The 17,443-nt window shown below is 67.4% G+C and carries 20 protein-coding genes, 1 tRNA gene and 1 pseudogene; 11 read left to right on the top strand and 11 right to left on the bottom strand.

Features of this window, described 5'->3' with window-relative positions:
* The first annotated feature begins 82 nt into the window (after positions 1-82).
* The 4 genes from QT386_RS08885 to QT386_RS08870 all read left to right on the top strand — a co-directional run bounded on the left by QT386_RS08885 (position 83) and on the right by QT386_RS08870 (position 4,233).
* Entirely contained in the window at positions 83-1,159 is a 1,077-nt protein-coding gene (locus QT386_RS08885; protein ID WP_289273391.1) for a hypothetical protein, read from the top strand.
* Positions 1,156-2,298: a serine/threonine-protein kinase gene (locus QT386_RS08880; RefSeq protein WP_289273390.1), complete on the top strand. Its 1,143-nt coding sequence runs from the start codon at positions 1,156-1,158 to the stop codon at positions 2,296-2,298. The genes QT386_RS08885 and QT386_RS08880 overlap by 4 nt, the downstream gene beginning before the upstream one ends.
* Before the next feature lie 13 nt (positions 2,299-2,311).
* Positions 2,312-3,217 (top strand): 5'-nucleotidase, encoded by a 906-nt coding sequence (locus QT386_RS08875; protein WP_289273389.1) that lies wholly within the window; start codon positions 2,312-2,314, stop codon positions 3,215-3,217.
* Between the two features lie 107 nt (positions 3,218-3,324).
* The gene (locus tag QT386_RS08870; protein ID WP_289273388.1) at positions 3,325-4,233 is read left to right on the top strand and encodes an alpha/beta fold hydrolase; all 909 of its coding nucleotides are present in this window, start codon (positions 3,325-3,327) and stop codon (positions 4,231-4,233) included.
* 35 nt (positions 4,234-4,268) lie between these two features.
* Here QT386_RS08870 and QT386_RS08865 read toward each other — a convergent pair whose 3' ends face one another.
* Positions 4,269-4,751, bottom strand: coding sequence for a YajQ family cyclic di-GMP-binding protein (locus QT386_RS08865; RefSeq protein WP_289273387.1), 483 nt, complete (start codon positions 4,749-4,751; stop codon positions 4,269-4,271).
* A gap of 43 nt (positions 4,752-4,794) precedes the next feature.
* A complete protein-coding gene (locus tag QT386_RS08860; protein WP_289273386.1) occupies positions 4,795-5,862 on the bottom strand; it encodes a TauD/TfdA family dioxygenase in 1,068 nt (355 codons plus the stop codon).
* 201 nt (positions 5,863-6,063) lie between these two features.
* Between QT386_RS08860 and QT386_RS08855 the strand changes: the two genes are divergently transcribed.
* Positions 6,064-7,926, top strand: coding sequence for a CocE/NonD family hydrolase (locus tag QT386_RS08855; RefSeq protein ID WP_289273385.1), 1,863 nt, complete (start codon positions 6,064-6,066; stop codon positions 7,924-7,926).
* 84 nt (positions 7,927-8,010) lie between these two features.
* Positions 8,011-8,436, top strand: a complete 426-nt coding sequence (locus QT386_RS08850) for a DUF1330 domain-containing protein (protein ID WP_289273384.1) — start codon at positions 8,011-8,013, stop codon at positions 8,434-8,436.
* A gap of 160 nt (positions 8,437-8,596) precedes the next feature.
* Here QT386_RS08850 and QT386_RS08845 read toward each other — a convergent pair whose 3' ends face one another.
* The 6 genes and pseudogenes from QT386_RS08845 to QT386_RS08820 all read right to left on the bottom strand — a co-directional run bounded on the left by QT386_RS08845 (position 8,597) and on the right by QT386_RS08820 (position 12,099).
* Positions 8,597-9,790, bottom strand: coding sequence for an RtcB family protein (locus QT386_RS08845; RefSeq protein ID WP_289273383.1), 1,194 nt, complete (start codon positions 9,788-9,790; stop codon positions 8,597-8,599).
* A 108-nt stretch (positions 9,791-9,898) separates the two neighbouring features.
* Positions 9,899-10,402: pseudogene (locus QT386_RS08840) on the bottom strand (slipin family protein); the annotation flags it as partial.
* A gap of 50 nt (positions 10,403-10,452) precedes the next feature.
* Positions 10,453-10,523 (bottom strand) — tRNA-OTHER (locus tag QT386_RS08835).
* A 294-nt stretch (positions 10,524-10,817) separates the two neighbouring features.
* Positions 10,818-10,943, bottom strand: a complete 126-nt coding sequence (locus QT386_RS08830; RefSeq protein WP_289273381.1) for a hypothetical protein — start codon at positions 10,941-10,943, stop codon at positions 10,818-10,820.
* A gap of 123 nt (positions 10,944-11,066) precedes the next feature.
* Positions 11,067-11,855 carry a ribosome small subunit-dependent GTPase A gene (gene rsgA / locus QT386_RS08825; protein WP_289273509.1) on the bottom strand — a complete coding sequence of 263 codons (789 nt, stop codon included), beginning with the start codon at positions 11,853-11,855 and terminating at the stop codon, positions 11,067-11,069.
* 25 nt (positions 11,856-11,880) lie between these two features.
* Positions 11,881-12,099 carry a hypothetical protein gene (locus QT386_RS08820; RefSeq protein WP_289273380.1) on the bottom strand — a complete coding sequence of 73 codons (219 nt, stop codon included), beginning with the start codon at positions 12,097-12,099 and terminating at the stop codon, positions 11,881-11,883.
* A 213-nt stretch (positions 12,100-12,312) separates the two neighbouring features.
* Here QT386_RS08820 and QT386_RS08815 point away from each other — a divergent pair, with 213 nt between their 5' ends.
* The 3 genes from QT386_RS08815 to QT386_RS08805 all read left to right on the top strand — a co-directional run bounded on the left by QT386_RS08815 (position 12,313) and on the right by QT386_RS08805 (position 14,479).
* Complete coding sequence (locus QT386_RS08815; RefSeq protein WP_289273379.1) at positions 12,313-13,401, top strand: ATP-dependent 6-phosphofructokinase; 1,089 nt, start codon at positions 12,313-12,315, stop codon at positions 13,399-13,401.
* 89 nt (positions 13,402-13,490) lie between these two features.
* Positions 13,491-13,889 (top strand): MAPEG family protein, encoded by a 399-nt coding sequence (locus tag QT386_RS08810; RefSeq protein ID WP_289273378.1) that lies wholly within the window; start codon positions 13,491-13,493, stop codon positions 13,887-13,889.
* A complete protein-coding gene (locus tag QT386_RS08805) occupies positions 13,886-14,479 on the top strand; it encodes a DUF938 domain-containing protein (protein ID WP_289273377.1) in 594 nt (197 codons plus the stop codon). The genes QT386_RS08810 and QT386_RS08805 overlap by 4 nt, the downstream gene beginning before the upstream one ends.
* Here QT386_RS08805 and QT386_RS08800 read toward each other — a convergent pair.
* From QT386_RS08800 to QT386_RS08790, 3 genes are read right to left on the bottom strand one after another with little or no spacing between them, the layout of a single operon-like run.
* Entirely contained in the window at positions 14,472-14,981 is a 510-nt protein-coding gene (locus QT386_RS08800; RefSeq protein ID WP_289273376.1) for a hypothetical protein, read from the bottom strand. The two genes, QT386_RS08805 and QT386_RS08800, sit on opposite strands and share 8 nt — an antisense overlap.
* 2 nt (positions 14,982-14,983) lie before the next feature.
* Positions 14,984-15,418: a type II toxin-antitoxin system death-on-curing family toxin gene (locus QT386_RS08795; protein ID WP_289273375.1), complete on the bottom strand. Its 435-nt coding sequence runs from the start codon at positions 15,416-15,418 to the stop codon at positions 14,984-14,986.
* A gap of 9 nt (positions 15,419-15,427) precedes the next feature.
* Positions 15,428-15,652, bottom strand: a complete 225-nt coding sequence (locus QT386_RS08790) for an AbrB/MazE/SpoVT family DNA-binding domain-containing protein (RefSeq protein ID WP_289273374.1) — start codon at positions 15,650-15,652, stop codon at positions 15,428-15,430.
* 127 nt (positions 15,653-15,779) lie between these two features.
* On the opposite strand from QT386_RS08790, the gene QT386_RS08785 reads away from it, so the two are divergent.
* Together QT386_RS08785 and QT386_RS08780 are read left to right on the top strand one after the other, a co-directional pair.
* The gene (locus QT386_RS08785) at positions 15,780-16,895 is read left to right on the top strand and encodes a mechanosensitive ion channel family protein (RefSeq protein WP_289273373.1); all 1,116 of its coding nucleotides are present in this window, start codon (positions 15,780-15,782) and stop codon (positions 16,893-16,895) included.
* Positions 16,896-16,937: 42 nt separating this feature from the next.
* Positions 16,938-17,396 carry a YchJ family protein gene (locus tag QT386_RS08780; protein ID WP_289273372.1) on the top strand — a complete coding sequence of 153 codons (459 nt, stop codon included), beginning with the start codon at positions 16,938-16,940 and terminating at the stop codon, positions 17,394-17,396.
* Positions 17,397-17,443: the final 47 nt, after the last annotated feature.

The raw sequence follows: 17,443 nt of genomic DNA, 5'->3' as shown, positions 1-17,443 counted from the left end.
CCGGTCTCATTCGGCTTGCAAAATGCGGCTGTCCCCGGCCGCCGCTGCCGCTAGAATCGGACCTTGGGATTCCTAACGGTCCATGAACGACTCCAGTCTGCCACCCATCCTGGCCAGTGTGCTGTACCTGCACCTGGCCGAGTTCGCTGCGCAATCCGCTGCCGAGCAGGCGCGGCTGCGCGGCCAGCTCGTGGCCTGTGCGCGCAAGGCGGTGCAGGGGCTGGCGTTGTCCGACCGCGTAGTGCTGGAAAGCCCTGACGGCCTGCTGGTGGTGGTATTCGACGACCCGCGCGGAGCGCTGGACGCCGCCGAACGCTGCCTGCGCGAAGCCCAGGAACTGTCGCTGCACGTCGGCATCGACCATGGCCCGGTATTGCCGGTGGCCGAGGGCGAGGCCGTGGTCGGCATGATCGGCGACGGGATCGGCGGCGCGGCGATGGCCGCCGGCTTCGCGCCGGTGGGCGAGCTGCGGGCCACACGGGCCTTTCATGACGCGCTGGCCGGCCGGGCGCCGGGGCGCGCCACGCTGCTGGAGGCTGCGGGCCTGATTCCCGGCCGCAACCGACAGGAACTGTTCGCCCCCGGCCCGCGCAGTCCGGCGCAGCGCCGACGCGGCCTGATGGCGATCGCCGGCGGTTTCGCGCTGGGCCTGCTGGTGCTGGCGCTGGGCGGGCGGCAATTGATGGTGCGGCCGGCGGTGCTGGTGTTGGAGATCGAGCCGCATGGCCAGGTCCAGGTCAACGGCGAACGCTTGGGCGACACACCGCCGCTGCGAGAGCTGAAGCTCAAGCCGGGCAGCCACCGCGTGGTGATCTGGCATGACGAGCAGGAGCCCTTGCGCCTGCGCTTCGACCTGGAAGCCGGCGAGCGACGCGTGATCCGGCACGATTTCCTGCCGCCAGCGACGTTGCTGTTCGATATCCAGCCGGGCGGCGAGGTATTCATCGACGGCGAGTCGCGCGGACTGATCCCGGGGCTGGAGAAGCTCGAGCTGGAGCCGCTGGCCGACTACCAGCTGGAGGTGCGGCTTGACCCACACCCGCCGCTGTCGGTGAAGCTGTCACCCAGGCCTGGCCAGCAGCTGCGCGTGAAATACCGGTTTGTGGAGGAAAAGCCCGAGCCACCGGCTCCTGCCAAAAAGAAGAAGGCCAAGCGATGACCGGCGCGCCACTGGGGCAACTGGGCCGTTACCAGGTCGAGCGTGAGCTGGGCCGCGGTGCCATGGGCGTGGTCTACGAGGCTCGCGATCCGCTGCTGGACCGCACGGTGGCGATCAAGACCATCCTGCTGCCCGGTGATGCCGAGCAGCGCCAGACCTACGAGGCGCGCTTCGCCGAGGAGGCGCGCGCAGCCGCCCGCCTGGCGCATGCCTCCATCGTCACGGTCTACGACTTCGGCCGCGAAGGCGACCTGGCCTACATGGCGATGGAGCTGCTGCCGGGCATCGACCTGCGCGAGCGCCTGTCGCAATCGCGGCTGTCGCTGCGCGAGGTGCTGACCCTGGCGGCGGAAATCGCCGACGGCCTCGGCTTTGCGCACGACCATGGCGTAGAGCATCGCGACATCAAGCCCGCCAACATCATGCTGTCGCGCAGCGGCCATGCCAAGATCATGGACTTCGGCATCGCCAGTCTGCGACAGCCGCAGTTGCAGGCCCAGGGCGGGCAGGCCGGCCGCGTGGTGGTGTTCGGCACGCCGCGCTACATGTCGCCGGAGCAGGTGGTGGGTCGCCCCACGGATCACCGCTCCGACATCTTCTCGCTGGGCTCGGTGATCTACGAGATGCTGGTGGGCCACCCCGCCTTCGACGCGCCTGACACGCGCCAGCTCTGGCACAAGATCGCGGTGTACTCGCCGCCGCCGCCGAGCACGCTGATGCAGGACATACCTGAGGTGGTGGACCAGATCGTGGAACGTGCCATGGCCAAGGCCAGCGCCGTGCGCTACCAGAGCGCGCGCGAGCTGGCGGCCGACCTGCGGGCCTGCCTGGCGACCCTGCGCAAGGGCTTCGAGCCACTGCGCCCGGTGGCGGAAGCGGCGCCGGTGGCGGCCGCCAGCGTGGCCGCCGTGCCCGGCGCGGTCACCGGCGTGGATGCTTACTGGCCGCTGTCGTCCGATTTCGATTCCGTGACCGCGCTGTACCGCTGCGTGGCCGTTGATCCCGCCCAGCGTCCCGGCCAGCCGGGACCGCGGCCGCCGAATGCTCTGTCGCGCCTGTGGCGCGACGCCGACCTGCGCATGGCCATTGCCGTCGGTGCGGCGGGCCTGCTGGCGGCGCTGGCCCTGCTTTTCGCCTAGGAATTCCCGAGCCTTGCCCGTAACACTCGACAACAAGCTGGTGGTGGCGTTGTCTTCTCGCGCGCTGTTCGACTTCGAGGAGGAAAACCGCCTGTTCGACGAACAGGGCGATGCCGCCTATACCAGGCTGCAGTTGCAGCGCCTGGACGAACCGGCACGCGCCGGCGTGGCGTTTCCGCTGGTGCGCAAGCTGCTGGCCTTCAACGGCGACGGGCAGCACCGCGTGGAGGTGGTGATCCTGTCACGCAACGACCCGGTTTCCGGCCTGCGCGTGTTCCGCTCCGCCAAGGCCGCCGGCCTGGATCTGGAACGCGGCGTCTTCACCCGCGGCCAGCCGCCCTGGCATTACCTCAAGCCGCTGGGTGCCAAGCTGTTCCTGTCGGCGCATGACGAGGACGTGGCGGCCGCGCTCAACGCCGGCTTTCCTGCCGCGCGTGTGTTCAGCCACTCCGTGGTCGACGCCGACCGCCACCCGGACGAACTGCGCATCGCGTTCGACGGCGACGCCGTGCTGTTCTCCGACGAAGCCGAGCGCGTGTTCCAGTCCAACGGGCTCGACGCCTTCCAGGACCATGAGCGCACCCATGTCGCCCGGCCTCTGCCGGCCGGGCCGTTCAAGCCCCTGCTGGAAGCCCTGCAGCGCCTGCAGGCGGCATCGTCCAGCGCCGCGCCGATCCGCCTGCGCACCGCGCTGGTGACGGCGCGCAGCGCGCCGGCCCACGAGCGTGCGATCCGCACGCTGATGGACTGGGGGATCGAGATCGACGAGGCTATGTTCCTCGGCGGCCTGTCGAAGGGCCCCTTCCTGCGCGAATTCGAGCCGGATTTCTTCTTCGATGACCAGATCAGCCATTGCGAATCGGCTGCGCTGGCCGGCCCCACCGGGCACGTGTCGGCAGGCGTCACCAACCCGCGCTGAGCTCGCCCACAGCCTGCGAGGTACCGTTCGTCGGCTGTCATATTGAACCGGCTGCGTTTTGTTAATGTCCGATCCCCGAAAATTCATGGGAAGGACACATAACCGCAATGAAACTGTGTTGGTCCGCCGGCAGCGCCTGCGTCAATGGCCTGCAACTCAGTTGGGAACAGGCGGGGCCGCAGGATGGCGAACCGATGCTCCTGGTCATGGGACTCGGCGGCCAGCTCATTCATTGGCCGGATGCGCTCTGCGAGCGCCTGGTGCAGCGTGGCTTTCACCTGATCCGCTTCGACAACCGCGATGCCGGCCTGTCCAGTGACGCCGACCGCGGCATCACCGCCAACCTGCCACGTGATTGGCTGATGAGCAGGTTTGGCCGGCCTGCGCAGGCCAACTACAGCCTTCATGACATGGCCGACGACGCCGTCGGCCTGCTCGACGCGCTGGGCATCGCGCGGGCGCACCTGGTGGGCGTATCGATGGGCGGCATGATCAGCCAGATCGTCGCGGCCCGTTACCCGGAGCGCGTGCTGAGCCTGTCCTCGATCATGTCCAGCACCAACGACCCGCGGCTGCCGTCGGCGCGTTTCGACGTGTTGTGGCGCATGGCCGGCATTGGCCCGCGTCCGCGCACGCGCGAGGATGTGATCCGCCGTTCCACCGCCATGCTGAGGCGCGTGGGCAGCCCGGGCTACCCGACGCCGATGGATTATCGCGTGCGCCTGGTGGGCCGTGCCTACGACCGCGCCTTCCGCCCCGCCGGCCATGCGCGGCAGGTGCATGCCATCGTCGCCACCGGCAGCATCGAACCGCTGCTGCCGAGGATCGTGGCCCCGACGCAGGTGGTGCACGGTTTGTCGGACCCGTTGCTGCGGCCGGCCTGTGGCCAGCGCAGCGCACGGCTGATCCGCGGCGCGAAGCTGGAGATGATCCCCGGCATGGGACATGACTTCGCGCTGCCGCTGATGCCGCGCTGGGCGGAGTTGATCAGCGCCAACGCCGCTCGCGCGGCGTAGGCCGGCCTGCCGGCGCCGTCAGGGCGCCGGCGTTCTCAATCCCGGAAATTCTCGAACTGCAACGGCAGTTCGGTATCGGCCGCGCGCAGCATGGCGATGGTGGCCTGCAGGTCGTCGCGCTTCTTGCCGATCACGCGCAGCTTGTCACCGGTGATCTGGGTGTCCACCTTGAGCTTGGACTCCTTGATCTTCGAGACGATCTTCTTGGCCTGCACCTGCTCGATACCCTGTTTGATGGTGATCTTCTGGCGCGCTTCGGCGAGGTTGGTCTCCACCTTGCCGGCGTCGATGCTGCGCAGGTCGATGTGCCGGGCCGCGAGGCGCTTGTGCAGGATGTCCAGCAACTGCTTGAGCTGGAAGTCGTTGGACGCGAACAGGGTGATGACCAACTCCTCCTGCTCGATGCGGGCATTGGTGCCGCGCAGGTCGAAGCGGTTGTCCAGGTCGCGACGCGCCTGGTCCAGGGCGTTGGTCAGTTCGTGCTTGTCGACTTCGGAGACGATGTCGAAGGAGGGCATGGGCCGGCTCTCGGGGTTCTTGGGGGCGCCAGTATAGGACGCCTCAGGCGGCCCGCTTGGCTCTCAGCAGTTCCCGCGCAGCAGTCGCCGTATTGCGGGCCCAGCTGATGCCGCGCAGCAGTTGCAGCTTCAGCGGCAGCGGCTCCGGCAAGGTCAGCCACAGGCGCAGCAGGTGGCGGCGCTGGTCCGGATCGGGCCAGTCCTCGAAGCCGGTGCGGGCGTGCAGGATCGTGTGGTTGGAGATCAATTGGATGTCGCCCGGCTGCAGGTCCATGTCCAGGCAGAAATCCGGGTCGGAGGCGATCTCGTCGTAGGCGTCCAGCAACTCGTGGTCGGCCGCGCTCAGCTTCGGCACGTGGGGCAGGTGCTCCACGCTGCGGTAATAGTCGCTCTGCCAGAAGCTGCGCAGCTCGCCACCGGCATAGCGGCAGGGGGCGATGGGGTAGGCGGGGATGCCGCCTTCACCCTTGGTGTCGAACCATATCGGCTCGAACAGCCGCGCTACCAGGTGTGGCTTGCGGCGCAGCAACTCGTTGTACACCGCCACGGAGCTGGCGATGCGCGACAGGCCGCCGCTTTTCGCGGTTTTCAGGCACAGCAGGCCGACCACGTCGGCGGTGTCGGTGTGGGGCGCCAGGGCCTTGTTGGTGCGGTAGTAGCGGATGTCGCCGCCGGTACGCTGGTCGCGCACGTGGCCCAGCAGGTCGCCCTGCGGATTCTGCGCGCCGGGCAGGCCGAGGTGATGCCCGAAACCCCAGTAGAACAGCGCGCTCTGCGCCTCGGTCCACTGGTCCACCGGCAGGCCGCGCAGCAGCACGAAGCCGCGGCCGTGGCGGATGTCGTGGCGCCACATGTCGATGCGCGCCGCCAAGCCAGGCAGGGGGAAGTCCTGCCGGGTCATTTCCGCCATGGGCTTGCCGCCGGCCTCGGCATGCCGCACGGCCCCGCGGCACTCCTCCACGTCGGCCGGGGTCAGGCGGTACTGCCAGTCGTCACGCTCGCGCAGGTCGGCGCCACGCCATTCGGCCGGCGAGTCCACCGGGCCGGCCGGCATGCCCTCGTGGGGGCGGGCGAAGTAATGCAGGGTCTGGGCTCTCAGCGACTTGTACATCCGAACGCGTCCTTGCCTGGAATGGTGGGCCGATTATGGCCCGCCCCGTGCCGTCCCGGCCTGGGAAATCCATACTGACGCTGCATTTGCGCGCTGTCCGGCCATGGACAAGGCCCGGACTGCCGCGTATATCCATCAACGGATATCCACAAACAGAACGGCCGCCCCCCGGGCCCAGCCGTCCCTCCGAGGAGAGGACAGATGAATGCGATGCGAGGAGCCCTGATCGGGGCGGTGAGCCTGTTGCTGACGGCCTGCGGGTCCAGCGACGAGGTGAGCGGGACCAGCGGTGGCGGCCTGACCACGAACCCGGTGACCGAGAGCCGTGCCGGCGAGGTTTACCGCCAGGAGGTCCCGGTGGCCAAGACCGGCGACACCATGGTGATCCAGGTGATGGAGCCGACGCAGCTGGAGGCCGGCAAGACCTACCCCCTGGTGCTGCAGGGCCATGGCTACGGCGGCAGCCGCAACATCGAGCCTTCGGGGTTCCAGCAGCGCTTGCGTGACGCCGGCTACTACGTCATCTCCATCGACGAGCGCGGCAACGGCGAATCCAGTGGCAAGGTGCGCGTGATGTCGCCGGATTTCGAGGGCCAGAACCTGATCGCGATCCTCGACTGGGCCGAGGACCTCGAAGGTCTGCGCCGATTCGGTGACGGCCGCATGGTGGTGGGCAGCTACGGCGGCTCTTACGGCGGCATGTACCAGTTCCTGCTGGCTGGTGCCGACCCCAAGCAGCGCCTGCGCGTGATCGCCCCGGACATCACCCCGCACGACCTGGTCTACTCGCTGAATCCCAACAACGTGGTCAAGTCCGGCTGGGGCCTGCTGCTGACCTCGGCGCCTGAACTACCCCTGCTGGGTACGCTGCTGGGCGGCGGCGCGCCGGACCCGCTGGTGCTGCTGAACAGCCTGCTCGACATCCTGCAGCGCGGCGGCACGCGCCAGGACAACGCGATCTTCGAGATCCTGACCGGTGCCGTGGTCAGCAACAGCTTCTCCGAGAGCGGCAACAACTTCTTCAAGTACCACAGCGTGTCCTACTTCTGCGACGGCCAGCCGGCCGGCCCGCAGAGCTTCCTGCTGGCCCAGCCGGACCCGCTGGAGGTGGCGCCGCGCCCCTTCGCCAGGATCGACGCGCTGATTACCCAGGGGTTCCGCGACACCCTGTTCAACTTCAACAACGGCTTGGAGAACTACGAGTGCCTGAAGGCGCGTGGCGGCGATGTGCGCCTGCTGACGCATGAAAGCGGACACATCCTGCCGCTGAGCCTGTCCACCGTGCCGCTGCCCCCGGGCAGCAACCTGGAGACGGTGCTCGATCCTCTCTACGCGGCACTCACCCTGCCTGGTTTCCAGGATGCCGGCAGCGCCCGCAGCTGCGGCTCACTGGTGCTGGATGATGTGCAATTCGCCTGGCTGGAGGAGAAGCTGCAGGGCAAGCGTGGCGTGGTGAATGCCGCCATGCCCATCGGCAACGACATCTGCCTGAGCCTGGCCGCGGATGACGCGATTACCGTGCGCACGGTACGCCGCGGCGGCACCCGCTTCGATATCGACGATTCCATCCCGCAGTTCAACTCGGCCCTGGGCGTGGTCGGCGCGGTGCTCGGCAATGGCGCCCGCGAGGCCCTGCTGGCGACGCAACCGCTCTATACGGTGCCGGCGGGTGGCGCCGTGCTGGCCGGTGTGCCGACGATGTCGCTGAACCTCGCGGCCCTCGGCGGCCTGGGTCTGGGCGAATGCGCGCTGCCGGTGGGCATCGGCGCCTGTGATCCGATCCTGTTCCTGGGCATCGGCCATCGCAAGGCCGGCACCACGCGCTGGGACCTGGTGGACGACCAGCTCACGCCGGTGCGCGGTTTCGGCGAGCATGTGGGCGAGATGGCCGGCATCGCCGAGCGCCTGGCGGAAGGCGATGAACTGGCCCTGCTGGTCTATGGCTTCCACCTGCAGTTCCCGGTGACCTGGTCGCGCGACCTGCTGGTGCCGGCGCTAACGGTGGGCGGCACGGTGCAGTTGCCTCTGCTGTCTCCTTCCGAGATCACGCGCCAGGGCGTCTGAGATTCATTGCTTTTGACGTATCGGAAAGGGTGGCCCGCGGGCCACCCTTTCCGTATCCCCTCCCTTTGCAGGAGTCTTGCTTCCATGATCCGTACGATCGAACCCAGCGGTGCCGACATCAAGCGCATCGCCACCGGCATCCCGATGGACACCCCGGTGACCATGCTGAACCTGCTGCGCTTCCGTGAGCAGGCGGCCTATCCAGAAGGGTCCGGCCACGCGCCCTGCAGCGGCCGCGAGGCCTATGGCCGCTACTCGGCGCTGGCGCAGAAGCGCGTGCGCGATGTTGGCGGTGAGCCGGTATTCCTAGCCGAGGCCATCGGCCGTTTCATCGGTCCGGAGGACGAGCGCTGGGACGAGGTGCTGCTGGTGCGGTATCCGTCGATGCAGGCCTTTTTGCAGATGATCTCCAACCCGGAATACCGGGCGGAGACGGTGCATCGCTCGGCGGCGCTGGAGGATTCGCGGTTGGTGGTGATGAAGACGCCGGAGGGCGGGATGGGCGTGTAGCTTGTGGCCGTCCCCTCTCCCGCAAGCGGGAGGGGGGACAGCAGAAGCGGGGTTGCCATCCATGGCGGGACTTCATGTCCGAATCCAGCCCCAGCCCGGCCATCCATGGCCGGCCGTGAATCGTCGCAGGCCATGCCATTTAGGCATTGCCTGCGACGATTCACCCCTTCACACATATCACCTGCTTCAGTGTGTGCACCACCTCCACCAGGTCCGTCTGGTTGGCCATCACCTCGTCGATGTCCTTGTATGCCGACGGGATCTCGTCGACCACGCCGGCGTCCTTGCGGCAGACCACGCCCTCGGTCTGCCGCACGAGGTCCGAGGCTGTGTACTTCTTCTGCGCCTGGGTACGGCTCATGCGGCGGCCGGCGCCGTGGGAGCAGGACTCGAAGCTCTCCGGGTTGCCCTTGCCGCGCACGATGAAGCTCTTGGCGCCCATGCTGCCGGGGATGATGCCCAGCTGACCCTCGCCGGCGCGGATCGCGCCCTTGCGGGTCACCCAGACGTCGGCCTCGTAGTGATGCTCGCGCGAGACGTAGTTGTGGTGGCAGTTCACCGCCTCGGCCACGGTCTCGAACGGTCGCAGGTGACGCCGCATGGCCGCCAGCACCAGGCCCAGCATGACCTCGCGGTTCATGCGGGCGTAGTCCTGTGCCCAGCCCACGGCCTCGACGTAGTCCTCGAAGTCCGGCGAACCCTCGTCGAGCCAGGCCAGGTCCAGGTCCGGCAATTGGCGGTCCATGCGCAGCGCCTTCTCGCGGGCCCGCTCGATGAAGTAGGTGCCGATCCGGTTGCCGATGCCGCGGCTACCCGAGTGCAGCATCACCCACACGCGGCCTGCCTCGTCCAGGCACAGCTCGATGAAGTGGTTGCCGCCGCCCAGGCTGCCCAACTGGCAGATCCAGCCGTCGGCAGCCTTCTTTGGCGCCAGCTTCGGGTGCTTCTCCAGGATCGCCTTGAGCCCGCACTCGAAGGGCGCGGCGGCCTCGGTCGGCGCGCGGTCTTCGCGGTGCTGGTCACGGCCCACCGGCACGTCACGGCTGATCTGGCGGAAGACGTTGTGGAGACGCTTCTCATCGAGGTCCTCGGCGGTCAGCGTGGTGCGTACCGCGGCCATGCCGCAGCCGATGTCCACGCCCACGGCCGCCGGCACGATGGCCTGGCGGGTGGCGATCACCGAGCCTACCGTCGCGCCGATACCCAGGTGCACGTCGGGCATCGCGGCCACGTGGTGGTGCACGAAGGGCAGGCCGGCGATGTTGGCCAGCTGCTTGCGCGACGCCTCGTCGACCTCGTCGGTCCAGATCTTCACCGGCACGCTGCCAGTGGTGATTTCCTGCTTGATGCTCATGTTGTTCCTGCGACTCCGATCAGAGAGTCGCATCCTCCTCATCTCAATAAAAGAGGGCCGCCCGCCCATGCGGGCGGCCCCAACGGTACTACGGGCGCAGCGTCACCAGCTGTTTGCCTCCTCGCGGCGGCGGATCACGTTGGCCTGGGCCGCCTTTTCGGCTTGCACCACGCTGTTCAGGATCTCCTTCATCTCGCCCGGCAGGATCAGGTCCTTGACGCCGACACCCAACAGCTCGACACCCAGCGCCAGTACACGGCCGGCGACGTAGGCGAAGATCTTGCCGTCCATCGCCGCCTTGTCCGCCAGCAACTCGTCCAGCGTCTTCAGTCCGACCGAGCGTCGCAGGCCGAACTGCAGCTCGCGGTACAGGTAGTCCATGTACTTGGCTACCTTGGTGCGGGCCGCCACCGGGTCGCTGACGCGGATCGTCGCCGACAGGTTCACGCGCAGGCTGACCTTGTCGCGGGTCAGCAGTTCCTGGCCGCTGACTTCCAGCGACTGCAGCCGCAGCTCGATCAGCTCCACGCTCACGTTCTTCTGGAAGTTCCAGAAGGCGTAGGCACCCGGCTGCAGCACACGCAGCAGCTTGCCGTCCACGAACAGCAGGCCGGCCGATGCCGCACACACGGGGCGTCCCCGGTGTGTGTCCTCTCGGACAAGTCGAAGTGCGGGATTCGAACCCGCGACAGGATGATTGGAATCATCGGCTCTACCATTGAGCTAACTTCAAAGGGGAAGTTGGAAACTTCCTGGTGAGAGGCCGACGCGAACACTCCGCGGCATACGCCTCGGCAGGGCCGGGCGCACCGGGCAGGACTCGCGAACCTGCTTCGCTGCGAACAAGCGCCGCACATCGTTCTCCTGTTGGCGCCTCTGCGAAAAGCGCCCATCCTGCTGGCGGTCCTCCACCGCCGAATCCTCGTGTCCGCTGCGAACGCAAAAGAAAAACCCCCGGAAGCGTGGCTCCCGGGGGTTCGCGTTCCACGGGAGATCGGGGTGACCGATCTCCTGGGTCAAGGATGGATCAGTCGATGAAGTGCAGGCCGTCGTCATTGCCCCCCAGCTGTTCAAGCCGGTACGCAGGCGTGACGCCGCCACGGCTGGCGTGCCGTTGCGTGTTCCTGTCTGCGGTGCTGAACCAGTGGGCCATGGAATCTCGGGTCTTCACAAAAAAAATCGCATCGCCACGATGCGAGGGGCGCGGACTTTACGCCTCGCTCCTTGCCGTTGCAAGAAATTTCTTTAAAGAAATTTTCCCCGCTTCGATGGATCTTCACGATCGGTCCCGGTCGCGGTAGTAGCGCTTCAACTCCCGATGCAGGGATTTGTCCGCCTGCTTGGCGGCACGCTTCTGCAGCGCCGTCTGCTGCGCATGCGCCAGCTCGCGTTGCAGCTTGTGGTAGTTCTCCAGGCGCTCGTCCTTCACCTGGCCGCGTACCGCGCAGCCAGGCTCGTCGCCATGACCACAGTCGCGATAGCGGCAATGCTCCGCCCACTGCACGATGTCCTCGAAGGCGCCGTCACCCAGCTTCTCGTCGCCCGACAGGCGCAGCTCGCGCAGGCCCGGCGTGTCGATGATGCAGGCCCCGTCGGGCAGGCACAGCAGGCGCCGCGCGGTCGTCGTATGGCGGCCGCGGTCCCCTTCGGCGCTGACCGCGCCGGTGGCTTGAGCGGATTCGCCGAGCAGCGTGTTGCAGAGCGTGGACTTGCCCACGCCCGAGGAACCCAGCAGCACCAGCGTCTGGCCCTCGCCGCACCAGGGCCGCAGGGCGTCACGCAACTGCGGGTCTCGCGCATCGCCGTGCAGCACCGCCGTGGCATCGCCGCAAAGACGGCGCACCTGGGCGATGCGTGCCTCGCCCTCGTGGCAGAGATCGGCCTTGGTCAGCACCACGACCGGGCTGGTCTCCGAGGCGCGTGCCAGCAGCAGGAAGCGCTCCAGGCGGTTGGGCTTGTAGTTGCCGTCCAGGCCCATGACCAGCAGCGTGGTATCGACGTTGGCGACCAGTGGCTGCGATTCGCCGCCGGCACGGCCGCGGCGCAGCAGGTTGATGCGCGGCAGCAGCGAGACGATGCGGCGGTCGCCGTCATCTTCTCGCCAGAGTGCCCAGTCGCCGGCCAGCGGATCTTCGCCCGGGGGCGAAATGAGCGTCGAAGGTCCGGGTGCCGTCGTGCAGTTCGCAGCGGTCGCGATGGCGCGCGATCACGCGCGCGGCCAGGTGGCGGCCGTCGTCGGGCAGCAGCGGGATGTAGCGGAGGGGAAAGCCGATGCGGCGCAGCGCGCCGTGTAGCGGAAGGGATGACATGGAATCCTGACCTGTTCGAGGCTGCGCCGGGCAGCCGCAAGGGAGCCGGCATGCGTGATGCCGGTGGGGGAGTGCATTCCGCCGCGAGGGCGGAGCAGGTCAGGCAAGGTCGGTCATATTCCGGGAGGGAGTATAAGGCGGCGGGGGTCCGGGTGTGCCGAACCATCCGGTCGCTGCGGTACTCTCAACTCCAGGCCCCTGAAGAAGATCCGCATGAAGGACATCAAGACCCTAGGCGTGTTGACCAGCGGCGGCGACTGCGCCGGCCTCAATGCCGTCATCCGTGCCGTGACCTACCACGCCAACCAGGTCTGTGGCTGGCGCGTGCTGGGCATCCTCGACGGCTCCCTGGGCCTGATGGAGAAGCCGCCGCGCTACCGTGAACTGCGCGCGGATTCCTTCGATGAAGGCCTGCTGCGCGAGGGTGGCACCTTCCTGGGCACCACCAACAAGGGCGACCCTTTCCGCTTCCCGCAGCCGGACGGCAGCTTCCGCGACCGCTCCGAGGATTTTGCCGCCGGTGCGCGCGAGCTGGGCCTGGACGCGCTGGTGGTGATCGGCGGCGATGGCTCCATGCGCATCCTGAGCCGGCTCTGCGACAAGGCCGGCATCGGCATGGTGGGCGTGCCCAAGACCATCGACAACGACGTGCATGGCACCGAGTACGCCGTGGGCTTCGCCTCCGCGATCAATGTCGTCACCGACGCGCTGGATCGCCTGCAGCCGACCGCCGCGAGCCACCACCGCGTGATGATCCTGGAAACCATGGGGCGCGACGCCGGCCATATCGCGCTCAACGGTGGCATCGCTGGCGGTGCCGACGTGATCCTGGTGCCGGAGCTGCCTTATACGCTCGACGGCCTGGAGGCGCACCTGCGCCGCGTGCTGTCGCGGGGGCGCTCGCATGCGCTGCTGGTGGTGGCGGAGGGCGTGAAGACCGAGGGCGGCAAGCATGTCTCGGTGAATATGCCGGGCGAGCAGTTGCGCTACGGCGGCGTGGGCTACTACCTGGAGCGCGAGATCGGCCGCCGCCTGGGGACGGAAACGCGGGTCACCGTGCTGGGTCACCTGCAGCGTGGCGGCACGCCTTCGCCTCGCGACCGCCTGCTGGCCTCGGCCTTTGGCGTGCACGCGGTGAGGCTGGTGGCGCAGCGGCGCTTCGGCCGCATGGTGGCCTGGCAGGACCGTGGCGTAGTGGACGTGCCGCTGTCCGACGTCACCGTGGGCTCGCGCCTGCTGCAGCCCGACGATCCCCTGATCGCCACCGCGCGTGGCGTGGGTATCTACGTGGGCGATGTTTGATTATTATTAATAATAAATATTAATTTATATAAATAAAAACATTCCGGCTTGCGCTAGCCTAGGCGCCGTTCGAACAAACGGGGGAGATCATGCTGACCATCACACCGCTCTACGCCGGCGCCCTGGCGATCCTGTTCCTGGCCCTGAGCTTCCGCGTGGTGCAGCAGCGCGGCCACGGCGTGAGCCTGGGCGACGGTGGGGACCAGCAACTGCTGCGGCGCATTCGCGGCCATGGCAACTTCGCCGAGTACGTGCCGCTGATCCTGCTGATGCTGGCCATGCTGGAAACCGGCGGCGTCACGCCGCCCTGGCTGCTGCACCTGCTGGGCGCCACGCTGCTGGTGGCGCGCCTACTGCACGGCATCGCGCTGTCCTATACGCAGAAGTGGAAGTTCGGCCGCTTCTGGGGTACCGCACTGACCTTCCTGTTGTTACTGGTCACGGGCCTGCTCTGCCTGTGGCGCGGCATCGTTGTTCTGCTCGTGTGAGCAAGCCCTATTCCGCTTCCAGCGAGCGCAACCGCGAGCCGATCCTCGCAGTGCTGCGCGAGCACTTCGCCGACCGGCAACGCGTGCTGGAGATCGGCAGTGGCACCGGCCAGCACGCCGTGCACTTCGCCGCTACCTTGCCGCAGTTGGTCTGGCAGAGCGCCGATCGCGAGGAGAACCTGGACGGCATCCGCCTGTGGCTGGAGGACGCGGCGCTGTCCAACACGCCACCGCCGCTGGTGCTGGACGTCAACCAGGCCGACTGGCCGGCTCCCGCCTACGATGCCGTGTTCAGCGCCAACACCCTTCACATCATGGGCTGGGACGAGGTGCGCGAGATGTTCCGCCGCTTGCCGGAGGTGATGGCGCCGGGCGCCAAGCTGGCGATCTACGGCCCCTTCAACTATGGCGGGCAATTCACCAGCCAGAGCAATGCCGACTTCGACATGGCCCTGAAGCACGGCGATCCGAAGCGGGGTATCCGTGACGCCGAAGCAGTTGATGAGCTGGCGTCCGCCGTGGGGCTGAAGCTGCTGCAGGATCACGCGATGCCGGCGAACAACCGGTGCAGGATCTGGCAGCTCAGTTGAGCTTGCGCTCGGCGGTGAGCTTTTCCATCTGCGCCGCCGCCGGTGGCGCGATGCCCCAGTTGGCTTGCTTCACGCCCTCAGCCAGCAGTCCGGCGAGCGCGTGCATGATCTTGTCGGGCAGGCGGACTTCAAGGCCCGGGCCCTCCTGCGGCGAGAACAGCAGCTGGTAGTGTTCCGGGCCATCGCGCCGCATCTGCACCTTGTTGACCAGCAGCGGCGCCATGGCCGGGGCCAGTGCATCCGCGTCGAAGCGCTGGCGAAAATCGGTGCCCTGCAGCGCGGTCTGGTGCTGGAATTCCAGAACGGCCTTCTGTACCTCAGGATCGCGCTGCTGGCGCACCGTCTCGTTGTGCCCCAGCACCTCGAACAGCGCCGGCCACCACAGGCTCGTGAAGCGTCGCGTCAGCCATAACCGGTACTCCTGACGGTCGCGCGTGCTGATGCGCGACAGCAGCCGGTCTTCGGCCGGGTCGTACTGGATGTTGATCTGGTGGAGCTGCATGTTCAGACCTTGCTGCGGTACTGGGCACGCCGTTCCTGTACCTGCTCCCGAGGCGTCGACTGGATGCGTGGCCGCAGCCAGCCGGCGAACTCCTCGGCGGAGAGCAGCTCTTCGGCCAATGCCAGGAATCGCGGAAAGAGTTCGGCGTCCTCGGCGATCAATTGAGCATCGTTGAGCTCGATGAACGTTTCGCAGACGACCGCCGCCGTGCGTTTGTTGCCATCCACGAATGGATGATTGCGGGCCAGGTCATAAGCCAGCGAGGAGGCCAGGTCCGCCAGATCCGGCGGCGGGTCTCCGTAGTGATGCAACTGCTGCGGACGCGCAAGCGCCGACTCCAGCAGTTTTTCATCACGCACACCGGCGCTGCCGCCATGTTCGGCCAGTTGCCGGTCATGAATCGCCAAGGCGAGCGCGCGTCCGATCCAGGCGATCATGGCGCTCTCTCAGTTCTCAGAAAGCTTGCGCAGCAGGGTGCGGCGGCGGCGCATGGCGCTCTCCGCCACGTCCATCTGCTCTGCAAACTCCGGATCGTAGGCCTGCAGCTTCACGCCGTCCGGCAGCTCGGTGACGTAGAGCGTGTCGCCTTTGTCCAGGCGCAAGCGGGCCAGCAGTTCCTTGGGCAGGACGACGCCAGCGGAATTGCCCACGGTGGTGATTTTCAGTTTCATGGTTGCCCCCGCTCTCGATTATAACGTCCGTACATACGCCTTCAAGTCTCGGGAACGGATCGGCCGGCGCGGCACTCCAAAGACCTGACGGTGCCAGGAAGGTGCCGGGAATCAAGGAGTTCAAGGGATGGACGCGATGTGGCTCGATGCCGCCGTGTACGGCGGCACCTTAAAGGATTGGCTGGTGGCGCTGGGTCTGTCAGTCGCGATCGCCCTGGCGGTCTACCTCATCAAGCCCATCCTGCTGCGACGGCTCCAGGCGCAGGCCCAGCGCTCGCGCACCCAGATCGACGACGCCATGGTGTCCGCGCTGGGCGCGACGCGCCTGTGGCTGGTGGCGATCTTCGCGCTGTCCCTCGGCAGCCACTACCTGACCCTGCCGGACCGGCATGCCGACCTCCTGAAGATGGCCACGGCCGCGGCCTTCTTCCTGCAGCTGGGCTTCTGGGCCGGCGCCGCGCTCAATTTCTGGATGGGCCGCTCGCGTGCCAAGGCCCTGTCCTCCAACGCCAGCGCCGCCACCAGCCTCTCGGCGATCGGCTTCCTGGCGCAGCTGGTGCTGTGGAGCGTGATCCTGCTGCTGGTGCTGGACAACTTCGGCATCAACATCACGGCCCTGGTGGCCGGCCTGGGCATCGGCGGCGTGGCGGTGGCGCTGGCGGTGCAGAACATCCTGGGCGACCTATTCGCCTCGCTGTCCATCGTCGTCGACAAGCCCTTCGTGATCGGCGACTTCATCATCGTGGACAACTACATGGGTACGGTGGAGAACGTGGGCCTCAAGACCACGCGCATCCGCAGCCTGGACGGCGAGCAGATCATCTTCTCCAACAGCGACCTGCTCAAGACCCGCCTGCGCAACTACAAGCGCATGGTGGAGCGCCGCGTGGTCTTCAGCTTCGGCGTGGGCTACGACACCTCGCCGGAGCAGATCGAGCAGATCCCCCCGACCCTCCGCCGCATCGTCGAGGCTCAGCCCAAGGTGCGCTTCGACCGGGCGCACTTCCAGAAATTCGGCGAGCACTCGCTGGTGTTCGAGACGGTCTACTGGGTCACGGACCCGGACTTCAATCTCTACATGGACATCCAGCAGGCCGTGAACCTGGCGATCATGCGCGCGCTCAAGGCCGAGAACATCGTCTTCGGCCTGCCGCAGCAGAACCTGCGCATCGAGGGTCCGCTGCGCTTCGAGCAGGGCGAGCCATCGGCTCGCAGCAACGGCAGCAAGGCCGGGGCTCACTGACGCCCAGGTGCGCAGGGGGAGACGGTGCAGCACAATCCGCAGATGACCCGACCCGTCTCCACCCAGCCCGCCGGGCCGACCTGCCCCTGCGGCAGCGGCGCCGCGTATGTCGCCTGCTGCGAGCCCTATCACCTGGGCAAGGCCCTGCCGCCCACGGCCGAAGCGCTGATGCGCTCGCGCTACAGCGCCTATTTCTCGGGCCTGGAGGGCTACCTGCTGGACAGCTGGCACCCCTCTACCCGGCCTGAAGCCCTGGACCTGGGGGCCGAGCAGCCGCGCACCACCTGGCTGGGCCTCAAGGTGCTGCGCCATGTGCCGCAGGACGCCGACCACTCCCTGGTGGAGTTCGTGGCCCGCTACCGCCTTGGTGGCGGCAGCGCCCAGAGGCTGCAGGAGCTCAGCCGCTTCGAGCGCGTGGAAGGGCGGTGGCTGTACCTGGACGGCAGCTTCCCCGAGCCGGAACCGGCAGCCGCGCAGGGCGGCAGGGCCAGGAAAGCCTGATTCCCTTAGAGCTTTTTGACCAAAAAGCGGCCCTGGATAGACAAAGG

The sequence above is a fragment of the Solimonas sp. SE-A11 genome, assembly GCF_030345715.1.
Lineage (GTDB): Bacteria > Pseudomonadota > Gammaproteobacteria > Nevskiales > Nevskiaceae > Solimonas_A.
This window is presented reverse-complemented; position numbering and strand designations above follow the sequence as displayed.